This is a genomic window from Gloeocapsa sp. DLM2.Bin57 (genome assembly GCA_007693955.1).
GTDB lineage: Bacteria > Cyanobacteriota > Cyanobacteriia > Cyanobacteriales > Gloeocapsaceae > Gloeocapsa.
The window spans coordinates 1-10,595 of sequence record RECR01000084.1; the positions used below are offsets into that span (position 1 = coordinate 1).

The 10,595-nt window shown below is 39.7% G+C and carries 10 protein-coding genes; 5 read left to right on the forward strand and 5 right to left on the reverse strand.

All coding sequences use genetic code 11. The annotated features are described in order from the left end of the window. Nucleotides 1-146 precede the first annotated feature (146 nt). Nucleotides 147-1,538: an NAD-dependent malic enzyme gene (locus EA365_11120; protein ID TVQ44026.1), complete on the reverse strand. Its 1,392-nt coding sequence runs from the start codon at nt 1,536-1,538 to the stop codon at nt 147-149. A gap of 78 nt (nt 1,539-1,616) precedes the next feature. Between EA365_11120 and EA365_11125 the strand changes: the two genes are divergently transcribed. Further along, complete coding sequence (locus EA365_11125) at nt 1,617-2,393, forward strand: cellulose synthase subunit BcsC (GenBank protein TVQ44027.1); 777 nt, start codon at nt 1,617-1,619, stop codon at nt 2,391-2,393. On the opposite strand, the gene EA365_11130 is transcribed toward EA365_11125, so the two are convergent. From EA365_11130 to mutS, 3 genes are all read right to left on the reverse strand, one after another. Continuing rightward, nucleotides 2,360-2,884: a phycobiliprotein lyase gene (locus EA365_11130; GenBank protein TVQ44028.1), complete on the reverse strand. Its 525-nt coding sequence runs from the start codon at nt 2,882-2,884 to the stop codon at nt 2,360-2,362. The genes EA365_11125 and EA365_11130 overlap by 34 nt on opposite strands. Nucleotides 2,885-2,894: 10 nt before the next feature. Next, nucleotides 2,895-3,092 carry a DUF2949 domain-containing protein gene (locus EA365_11135; GenBank protein TVQ44029.1) on the reverse strand — a complete coding sequence of 66 codons (198 nt, stop codon included), beginning with the start codon at nt 3,090-3,092 and terminating at the stop codon, nt 2,895-2,897. Between the two features lie 372 nt (nt 3,093-3,464). Further along, nucleotides 3,465-6,029 carry a DNA mismatch repair protein MutS gene (gene mutS, locus EA365_11140; GenBank protein TVQ44030.1) on the reverse strand — a complete coding sequence of 855 codons (2,565 nt, stop codon included), beginning with the start codon at nt 6,027-6,029 and terminating at the stop codon, nt 3,465-3,467. A gap of 145 nt (nt 6,030-6,174) precedes the next feature. Between mutS and EA365_11145 the strand changes: the two genes are divergently transcribed. Next, nucleotides 6,175-6,741 (forward strand): PEP-CTERM sorting domain-containing protein, encoded by a 567-nt coding sequence (locus EA365_11145; protein ID TVQ44031.1) that lies wholly within the window; start codon nt 6,175-6,177, stop codon nt 6,739-6,741. Between the two features lie 244 nt (nt 6,742-6,985). Here the strand turns inward: EA365_11145 and EA365_11150 are convergent, their stop codons facing one another. Continuing rightward, entirely contained in the window at nt 6,986-7,297 is a 312-nt protein-coding gene (locus EA365_11150; GenBank protein TVQ44032.1) for a TIGR03792 family protein, read from the reverse strand. A 60-nt stretch (nt 7,298-7,357) separates the two neighbouring features. Here EA365_11150 and miaB point away from each other — a divergent pair, with 60 nt between their 5' ends. From miaB to EA365_11165, 3 genes are read left to right on the forward strand one after another with little or no spacing between them, the layout of a single operon-like run. After that, complete coding sequence (gene miaB / locus EA365_11155) at nt 7,358-8,701, forward strand: tRNA (N6-isopentenyl adenosine(37)-C2)-methylthiotransferase MiaB (protein TVQ44035.1); 1,344 nt, start codon at nt 7,358-7,360, stop codon at nt 8,699-8,701. Beyond that, complete coding sequence (locus EA365_11160; protein ID TVQ44033.1) at nt 8,694-9,728, forward strand: D-alanine--D-alanine ligase; 1,035 nt, start codon at nt 8,694-8,696, stop codon at nt 9,726-9,728. The genes miaB and EA365_11160 overlap by 8 nt, the downstream gene beginning before the upstream one ends. A gap of 25 nt (nt 9,729-9,753) precedes the next feature. After that, nucleotides 9,754-10,452, forward strand: coding sequence for a pirin family protein (locus tag EA365_11165; protein TVQ44034.1), 699 nt, complete (start codon nt 9,754-9,756; stop codon nt 10,450-10,452). Nucleotides 10,453-10,595: the final 143 nt, after the last annotated feature.

Here is a 10,595-nt window from a genome sequence, read left to right on the forward strand (position 1 = left end):
TCTTCCTTGTCTCACCTTCGCCAGAATCTCATTGTCAAAAACCTACACCTGTGAGGGGGGGAGAAGGGGGAGATGGGGGAGAATTCGGAATACGGAATACCGTTCCACCGTTCCACCTAACCCCGTACTCTTACCACAATCTGGTCTTAATATCGAGCTACTCCTTCTTCTCGGGCTGCTTGTTGTACAGCTGCTGCTACTGCGGTAGCGACTCGATTATCAAAGACTGAGGGAATTATATACTCAGGACTTAAATCAGTGGTAGTAACTAAAGAGGCGATCGCCTTGGCTGCTTCTAGACACATATTGGGGGTGATTTTGCGCGCACGACAATCGAGAGCACCTCGAAATACTCCTGGAAAGGCTAAGACGTTGTTAATCTGGTTGGGATAATCACTACGACCTGTAGCAATTATGGCTACGTCATTTTGAATCAATTCTGGTTGAATTTCTGGTATAGGATTAGCCATAGCAAAAATAATCGCGTCAGCTGCCATGGTACGCACCATTTCTGCTGTTACTACATTAGGAGCACTTACCCCGAGAAAAACGTCAGCATCTACTAACCCATCGGCGAGTGTTCCACTAGCTTCTACAGCGAATTCTTCTTTCTCGGGGGTTAGATCATCACGTTGTGTGGAAATAATCCCCTGTCGATCGCATAACCAAATGGTAGTAGCTCCCGCTTGTTTGAGGAGTTTAGCGATAGCGATTCCTGCTGCTCCTGCCCCATTAAGAACGATTTTAACGTCTTTTAGGCTTTTTTTGACTAATTTAAGGGCGTTTAAGAGGGCTGCTAAACTAACAATGGCTGTGCCGTGTTGATCGTCGTGAAAGATGGGGATATCGGTTTCTGCTTTGAGTCTGCGTTCGATTTCAAAGCATCTCGGTGCGCCAATATCTTCTAAGTTGACTCCCCCAAACACGGGAGCAATATTTTTAACTGTTTTGATAATTTCTTCGGTATCTTGGGTGGCTAAACAAATGGGAAAGGCGTTAATTCCTGCAAATTGTTTAAATAACATCGCTTTCCCTTCCATTACGGGTAATGCTGCTTCTGGTCCTAAATTACCTAATCCTAAGATAGCACTACCATCGGTAACGATCGCTACTGTATTATTTTTGATGGTTAAAGAGTACACTTGTTCGGGTTCAGAGGCGATGGCTTGACAGATTCTCCCCACTCCTGGTGTATAAGCCATGGCTAATTCGGTTTGGGATAAATCCTTTAAACGACTTTCGATGCTGATTTTACCTCCTCGATGTAAATCAAAGGTGCGATCGAATACTTTTAAGACTTTGATATTGGGTAATTCTTTAATAACGTTGACAATTTTCTCTGCGTGTTCTGAACTATAAGCGTCAACGGTTAATTCACGTCGGGTAATTTTGAGACTTCTATCGAGTAAAGATATTTGTCCTAAACTTCCGCCTACTTCAGCGATAGCTTGGGTTACTGTAGCTAGAGTACCTGCTTGATTGGGTAATTCTAAACGTATAGTTAGACTGTAACTAGGATTGGGGGTTAATTGCACCATTGTAATCGACAATTTTGAGTTAAATGATCTATATTAGTGTTAAATTGTTGAAGAAAAGTATAGGATTCTACAAAATCGATGAATCTCTCTGAGTTTAAGCGCAGTCCTTTTATGTATGCTGTTTTATTACTAATGTTAGTAGGTTTTGCTACCTTTTCTGTGTTTCCGATTATTAACGCAGTAACGGCTAAAGAAACAACTAACAGTGTTAATCAGGGATATCAAGAGGAGTTAAACGATAGAGCCAAAGGTTATCAATTGGTTTTAGCCAGAGAGCCACAAAATGAGACGGCTTTACAAGGTTTATTAGAAATTAGACTCAAACAAAGAGATTTAGAGGCTGCGGTTACTCCTTTGGAAACTTTAGCTACACTTCATCCTGATTTTACTGAATATAGTATCCTCTTAGCTCAAACTAAACAACAATTGGCTGATTATGAGGGAGCAAAGGTTGTTTATCAACGTCTATTGAACCAAAATCCTAGTGATCTTCAAGCTTTACAGGGAATGATTAACTTATTACTTCCCCTAGATGAATCAGAAACCGCTATTAATTTAATTCAAAAAACCTTGAGTACAAATAAGCTCACGGGAGATAATTTAATCGGTGTACAATTATTGTTAGGACAAGTTTACGCCCTAAGCGATCGCTATAACGAGGCGATCGCCATTTATGATCAAATGATTGTCGCTAATCAACAGGATTTTCGCCCCCTAGTTGCTAAAGCGATCGTTTTACGTAATCAAGGAGACACCCAAACCCCTCAGGATTTATTTACTCAAGCTTTATCTATCGCTCCTGCGCAATATCAGGAACAAATTCAAGAGCTAGCTAATTTACGGATTTCTGAATAAAAAGAGGTTTTACTCCAACCCTGGTGAGATTCAATTAAACAGGTGCGCATACGTAGATTATCACTAGGAAACCATAGACGCTCTTTTATTGTTAGAGTTGGGGTTTCTACTGTGAGAGTCAGAGCATCATCATTACCAACGATATAGTTACCTGATAAGCTAGGTTGTGTCTTAAGGTTGGTTGATTGTAAAATTTTACCTGTGTTTGATTCTGCACTATCGGGAATGATGACTAAGATAGAGAATCCCTGCTCTTTGCTTTTTCCCCAATCTACGGAATTATCCCAAGCTGATTTAATTCCACTATAAGTCTGTTGTGGCTTAATTTGATGTTTTTCACAAAGGGTTACTAAGTCAGGATGCTCTGAATTTAACTCACTAATGGTTATCTCTGATTTGCTATTGTCTGCTTTTTCGGGATTGATTAGGTAACTAGTGCGTTGAGAAAACCATTTACCTAGACTTAGGTTTAAAAATTCTTGAATCTGCATCGGATTTAGGCTATAAGTCACAATATTCCATTCTAGCCAAAATTAGGTCTAACTGTTTGAGATTAATTAAGCCATATTGCCATAAAATCATCGGCAAAGAGCCTAATGATGTTTCACTTTGACGTATAGCCATCGCCAAAGAGCCTGCAGGTATATCTAGCTCTTGGTTGATGAATTTTAGTAAGTTGTTGTGTGTGGATGAGTTCATAATAGCTGATTGTGAAGGATTGTTAAGTTTATGAGAACATCTTTACATTTATTTACAAAAATGGCAACTTTTAAGGGGAGAGGGAGGAATCTGACAAGGGTAGGTTTTTTACAATAAGTTTGTAGTCAAGGTAAGACAAGGCAGACAAGGAGGGAAAGTAGACTCTCGAAGTATATGTATTTAAATATTACCTTGAATCAAAAACACACTTTTTGAATTGTAGTATCTACCTTGTCCCCCATTCTTCCTTCCTTGTCTCGTCTTCACCGAAATGTTAAAAACCTACACCTGTGAGGAATGAAGAATGAAGAATGAGGAATGTGCGAAAAAATAATTAATTCGCGCATTCTTAATTTGGAATAACCCTAACCCCTAACCCCTGGAGTTTCCCTGACGTAATCCTAGAGCTATTTTACTATGTTGCTCTATTTGGCTCATTACTTGTTTGGCGCGCTGAATAACGACAGGGGGTAAACCGGCGAGTCTTCCTGCTTCGATACCGTAGGAGCGATCGGCGCCCCCTGGGGTTACTTGGTGTAAGAAGATGATTTCATCACTTAGTTCTTTGACGGTAACTTGATAATTAGCGACATTGTCTAAAATTGAGGCTAATTCGTTGAGTTCGTGATAATGAGTGGCAAAGATTGTTTTAGATTGTATTTCTGTAGCGATATATTCAGCGACAGCCCAAGCGATGGATAAACCGTCAAAGGTGGCTGTGCCTCTACCAATTTCATCTAGTAAGACTAAGGATTTAGGGGTAGCGTGATTAAGAATATTGGCTGTCTCATTCATTTCTACCATAAAAGTAGATTGTCCTGTAGCTAAATCATCTACTGCACCTACGCGAGTAAAAATGCGATCGCATATTCCTAAACTAGCGCTAGTAGCACTAACATAGCTGCCCATTTGCGCCATTAATTGGATTAAACCTACTTGACGCAGATAACAACTTTTACCACTAGCATTAGGTCCTGTCAGAATGATTAAATCAGGAGAATCAGGGTTAGACTCACCCATAGTGGTGGAATTAGGGACAAAAAATCCTGCACCTAGGGATTGTTCAACTACAGGGTGTCTCCCGTCAATAATCTTCATTTGACGTGCTTGATTAATTTCAGGGCGACAATAACCCTGGGTTACGGCTATTTCTGCTAAACCTGCGAGGACATCAACTGCAGCTACTGCTTTAGCGATATCTCTAATTTTACTAACTTTTTCAGCTACTTCTGCTCTAAGATTATTAAAAATCTCAAATTCTAACTCGTTTAAATCCTCTTGAGTAGTAAGAATACGAGTTTCTCTAGACTTTAATTCAGCGGTGATATAACGTTCTTCGTTAAGTAAAGTTTGTTTACGTTCATAATTAGGAGGGACTTGATCGGCTTTAGAACGAGGTAAACTTAAATAATAACCAAAGGTTTTGTTATAACCTACCTTAAGATTGCTAATTCTAGTTTTTTCTCTTTCGGTTAATTCTAGATTAGTCAACCACTCTTTATCCTCTAGAAGGTTTTGACGTAATTGGTCTAATTCTGGGTTAATTCCATCGCGGATTAATCCTCCTTCTTTGAGGAGTTGGGGGGGAGATTCAACTAGATAAGTAGTAATTTGTTGGGCGATCGCTTCTAAATCTGGGGGAACTTGTTGTAAAGCGCGTAAATAGATAGACTGACAACTAGTTACTAATTCTGATAATTCTTTTAATCTAAATAAAGATTCAGCTAAACCGATTAAATCTTTAGCGTTAGCTGTTCCCGCGCCAATCCGTCCTGATAAACGTTCTAAATCATAGATATTTTTCAGTATTTGACGGATATCTTCTCTTAAACTCAAATTTTTGCTTAATTCTGTAATAGTTTCCTGACGCGCGAGAATCCATTGTCTATCGATTAGGGGTTGTAATAACCAACGGCGTAATGTTCGTCCTCCCATCGCAGTACAAGTACGATCTAAAGCCCAAAGTAACGAACCGTGATAAGTCCCATCTCTGACTGTTTGGGTAATTTCCAGATTGCGTCGGGTTTGGTGGTCTAAGATTAAATAATCGCTTAAATTATAGGTACGTGGAGTTTGTAGGGGTACTTGATGGGCTTTTTGGGTTTCTTCTAGGTATTGTAGCAGTCCACCTGCGGCGCGAATAGCTAGGGGTAAATGTTCACAACCGATACCTTCAAGGGAACGTAATTTAAAATAGGTTAACAGACGAGGTTTAGCTTCAGCTAGGCTAAAACGTGATTGAGATCTTAGGGAATAAAAGAGACTATCGGGAAGATATTCGGGTAAATCGTTGGTTTTTTCTTCGTGACGTAATAAACTATTAAGGTCAGGACTATTGGTGGGAAATAATACCTCAGCGGGTTGTAAACGCAGTAATTCTAAACTTAAATCTCCTAAATTACTAGATTGAGTGGTTAAAAATTCTCCTGTGGTAATATCTGTATAAGCTAATCCCCAATGTTCTTTGGCTACCACTACTGCAGCTAAGTAGTTGTTGCGTTTAGCTGATAACATCTCATCGTCGGTGAGAGTACCTGGGGTGAGAACTTTAGTAATTTCTCTAGTTACAATACGTCTTTCTGCTGCTGCTTGGGCTGCGTCTTCTACTTGGTCACAAATGGCGATGGCGTAGCCTTTTTCTATCAGTAAGCGCGCGTAACGTTCTAAGGCGTGGTGGGGTACTCCCGTCATCGCGATGCGTCCAATTTCTTTACCACCTTCTTTACTGGTGAGAACTAATTCTAATTCTCTAGCGATGGTGATTGCGTCTTGAAAGAAACATTCAAAAAAGTCACCTACTCTATATAATAATAGAGCGTTGGGGTATTGTTCCTTGACCTGGACATAATGCTGATACATGGGAGTCAGCTTATTGTTATCTATGTTGCGATAGTCTTCTATGATTACTTGCTGAGACTTCTTCGATGACCCTGCCATAAATAATTAATTTAAACTACTACTATATTATACACAATCTGACCAACTTTACCAAATCTTTAAAAAAGTAAGGTTAATTGATTAATTATAAGTGTTAGTATTTTAATCAGGACATTATTAGTGCATTTTTTACCTAATTATAATTATGAAAAAATTAGCTTTTCTAGCTACGACCCTCGGAGCTGCTGTTTTAGCCTTTCCGGCTGAAGCTATGCTGATAGTTAGACAAAACGATTCACTGCGATTTGGACCAGTAATTAACCTAGACAGTGATCCTATGCCAGATGCTATTGCTTTACCCAACTCTACTGTCAGTTTTGACGTCATTACTGACACAGACTTAGATGTAAGTAACCTTATCAATCCTAGAATTGCAGCTGTTAGCAATGATCATGACCCCAATGAAGTTAGCATCCCCAATAACATTGTTGCCCAAATTAGCAGTGGTGCTGCAGGTTCAGTAGTTGGTTCTTTCTCAGTTCCTACAACCAACGTTGAAACCTGGCCCAGTGATGGTGTACTAGATTTTAGGGTAGTAGTACCACCTGCCCTGCGACCTAATTTAACTCTATCTGATGGGTTAGGAGGTACAGGCACTTTTGTCTTAGAAGTTGATGTTCAACAACCGATTCCTGAACCTACTACCTTAGCTGCTTCTGCTTTACTATTAGGTTTTGGTGGTTTCCTTAGAAAGAAACGTCTAGAAAAATAAACTATAAACTTTAAAGTTGTCAGGATACCTATGGGTTTTCCCTGGCGACTTTTTTTGCAGATCTTTTGATAGCGCTACTTGATAAGAGAACTCCGAATAGAGACACAGGAAAGTCCACAGTATAGCAATAGGCATCTTTGTTAAGACAGCGGAGTTCCCTGTTCCTTATAACCATTCTTGGTTTACTTATCACCACAAGTATGCCAGAGCCGACATTTTCAAGTTGTGAAACTCATATATATTATTAAACCTGACGAAACTTTCTCACTTGATATTCTCTTACCTCAACTAGACGATAATTATCAGCACCAACTGCTGAGGAAAATTGCTCTTCTACTACTATTAAATCAGCCTCGGGTACAGACATCCAAGCGTCCTTGCTTTCCCAATGAATCACCACGATTACCTCGGTTTCTTCCCGAGGACTAACCCAAATTTCTTTACCTAAAAAACCTGGATAACCTTTGAGAAAACTAGTATAAATCTCATCGTCTTTTTCGATAAATATTGCTTTGGCGGTAGGGACAACTTCAAACTGTAACCACTCAATAACCATAATTTTGTGCTATAATCAACAACTGAATCTTTGCCAATCTCTCCTAGTATGACAGAAAATATGCCTAAATCATCTCAACGTTATCATATCACTACCTTTGGTTGTCAGATGAATAAAGCTGACTCGGAGCGTATGGCGGGGATTCTCGAAGAAATGGGCTTTGAATGGTCAGAAGACCCCAATCAGGCTAATGTAATTTTATATAACACTTGCACGATTAGGGATAACGCCGAACAAAAGGTTTACTCTTATCTAGGCAGACAAGCCAAAAGAAAACAAACAGAACCAGATTTAACCTTAATTGTAGCAGGTTGCGTAGCTCAACAAGAGGGAGAACAATTATTACGTCGAGTCCCGGAATTAGACTTAGTCATGGGACCACAACACGCTAACCAGCTAGAAAACCTGTTAGAGCAAGTATTTGCAGGTAGTCAACTTGTAGCAACAGAGCCAATCCATATCGTCGAAGACATCACTAAACCACGTCGGGAAAGTCAAATAAGTGCTTGGGTAAACGTGATTTATGGGTGTAACGAGAGATGTACTTATTGCGTAGTACCAAATGTCAGAGGAGTAGAACAGTCAAGAACTCCAGAAGCTATTCGCACCGAAATAGAAACACTCGCCCAACAAGGATATCAGGAAATAACCCTACTTGGTCAAAATATCGACGCCTACGGGAGAGATTTACCAGGTACAACTCCTACAGGAAGACATCTACACACCCTGACAGATTTATTATACTATATACACGATGTCCCGGGAATAGAACGTATTCGTTTTGCTACTTCTCACCCGCGTTACTTTACAGAAAGGTTGATTCGCGCTTGTCAAGAATTGCCTAAAGTCTGTGAACACTTTCATATACCCTTTCAGTCGGGAGACAATGAGATTCTCAAAGCTATGTCTCGGGGTTATACTCAGCAAAAATATCGCCAAATTATCGCTAAAATCAGGGAATATATGCCCGATGCAGCTATTAGCGCCGACGCGATCGCCGGATTTCCAGGCGAAACAGAGGCACAATTTGAAAATACTTTACAATTAGTAGCAGATATTGGGTTTGATCAAGTCAATACAGCGGCTTACTCCCCACGTCCAGGAACACCAGCGGCTACACTAGAGTCTCAAATCAGCGAAGCAGTCAAAAGCGATCGCTTACAGAGATTAAACCATCTAGTAGCTACCTCAGCAACCCAACGCCGAGAACGTTATCTTGGTAGAATCGAAGAGGTACTCGTGGAAGACAAAAACCCCAAAAATCCCACACAAGTAATGGGGAGAACTAGGGGTAACTGTTTAACCTTTTTTGATGGGGATATAGCAACTTTAAAGGGTAAATTAGTGAAAGTAAAAATCAACGAAACCCGCGCCTTTAGTTTAACAGGAGTGCAAGTTGAGTAAACTAACCCTAGGGCTATTATTTGGGGGTTGTTCAGGAGAACACGAAGTGTCGATTATCTCCGCTAAGGCGATCGCCCAAGTTTTAACGAGTTCCCCTAAATACCAATTATTACCCTTTTACATTCAAAAAAATGGTCTTTGGCGAGATCCTCACATCTCCCAAGGAGTTTTAGAAACTGGTAAACCCCTAGAAGAAGAAAAATCAGGTTCACTCTGGCAATTTCCCGAAGAGGTAACTACTGTTGATGTGTGGTTTCCCATACTCCATGGACCTAACGGCGAAGACGGTACAATTCAGGGATTATTAACCCTGATGCAAGTTCCCTTTGTGGGTAGTGGTGTCTTAGCTTCAGCATTGGGTATGGATAAAATTGCTATGAAAATGGCATTTGCTCAAGCAGGTTTACCACAAGTACAATACGTTAGTGTTTCTAGAGAGGAAGTTTGGTCTAATCCCTGTGTTTTTCCGAAACTTTGTGACGAAATAGAGGCTACTCTTGCTTATCCTTGTTTTGTCAAACCCGCCAATTTGGGTTCTTCTGTAGGAATTAGTAAAGTAAGAAATCGTCGGGAATTAGAAACAGCTTTAGATGAAGCGGCTAGTTTTGATTCTCGGATTATCATTGAAGCAGGTGTTCAAGCTAGAGAGGTGGAATGTGCAGTTTTAGAGATGGAACAACCCCGAGCCTCTATAATAGGAGAGATAAGCTATGATAGCGATTTCTACGACTACGAAACTAAGTACACCGACGGGAAAGCTAATTTAGTTATTCCCGCGGTTATCCCTGACAAGGTAGCCAAACAAATACAGGAAATGTCTATCACTGCTTTTAAAGCGATTAATGCTAAAGGTTTAGCTAGAGTAGATTTCTTTTATTTAGAATCAACTAAATCCGTTTTAATCAATGAAATCAATACTCTTCCAGGGTTTACCGCTTTGAGTATGTATCCCTTACTCTGGAGAGAAACGGGAGTATCTTTTTCTCAATTAGTGGATAATCTGATTCAACAAGCTTTGAAGAAATAGTTTACCTTTTATTGCTAATTTTTTGATGATCATCACACGTAAAGCTGAAGACAGAGGTAGTTTTAATTACGAATGGTTACAGACCAGGCACTCTTTCTCTTTTGGTAATTACTATGACCCTAAATACACGGGTTTTAGAAGTTTAAGAGTGATTAATGAAGATATGATAGCACCTGGTAAAGGTTTTGCCACTCATGGACATCAAGACATGGAAATTATTACTTATGTACTTGATGGAGCCTTAGAACATAAAGATAGCATCGGTAATGGTTCGATTATTTTACCAGGAGAATTGCAGCGCATGAGCGCGGGTACAGGTATTTTACACAGTGAGTTTAATCATTCTGAGACTGAATCTGTACATTTATTACAAATTTGGCTTATCCCCAAACAAAAAGGATTAAGTCCTAGTTATGAACAAAAAAGCGTTAACTTAGGGGGAAATCCTGGTAAGTTTCACCTTTTAGCTAGTCAGGAGGGAGGAGAAACAGTACTGAAGATTAATCAAGACGTCACTATTCATGGCGCAATCTTAAACCCGACAAATAAGCTGTCCTATAGTTTAGCTCCACAACGTTACGCTTGGTTACAAGTAGCTAGAGGAGAAGTAGTAGTTAATGGAATTCCCCTAGTTAATGGTGATGGTTTAGCAATAAGCGAGATAACAGATTTAACAATAACATCTCCCCAAGGAGGAGAAATTCTCTTATTTGATTTAGCTTAAAATTGCTTAAGGAGTAGCGCAAAGGTCTGCACTTATATTCGAAGAAGTTATGTCAGGAAACCTTGATAATTATAATTGCTTTCGAATATAGATATTAATAGACAGATTCCCATTATCTAGAATTGTAGGTCAAGTGGGCGTGT

Bases quoted from the DNA above. Each gene is read 5' to 3' on its own strand.
- mutS (TVQ44030.1), bottom strand. From the start codon at position 6,029: ATGGCAGGGTCATCGAAGAAGTCTCAGCAAGTAATCATAGAAGACTAT.
- EA365_11130 (TVQ44028.1), bottom strand. From the start codon at position 2,884: ATGCAGATTCAAGAATTTTTAAACCTAAGTCTAGGTAAATGGTTTTCT.
- miaB (TVQ44035.1), top strand. From the start codon at position 7,358: ATGCCTAAATCATCTCAACGTTATCATATCACTACCTTTGGTTGTCAG.
- EA365_11120 (TVQ44026.1), bottom strand. From the start codon at position 1,538: ATGGTGCAATTAACCCCCAATCCTAGTTACAGTCTAACTATACGTTTA.
- EA365_11135 (TVQ44029.1), bottom strand. From the start codon at position 3,092: ATGAACTCATCCACACACAACAACTTACTAAAATTCATCAACCAAGAG.
- EA365_11150 (TVQ44032.1), bottom strand. From the start codon at position 7,297: ATGGTTATTGAGTGGTTACAGTTTGAAGTTGTCCCTACCGCCAAAGCA.
- EA365_11165 (TVQ44034.1), top strand. From the start codon at position 9,754: ATGATCATCACACGTAAAGCTGAAGACAGAGGTAGTTTTAATTACGAA.
- EA365_11125 (TVQ44027.1), top strand. From the start codon at position 1,617: ATGAATCTCTCTGAGTTTAAGCGCAGTCCTTTTATGTATGCTGTTTTA.
- EA365_11145 (TVQ44031.1), top strand. From the start codon at position 6,175: ATGAAAAAATTAGCTTTTCTAGCTACGACCCTCGGAGCTGCTGTTTTA.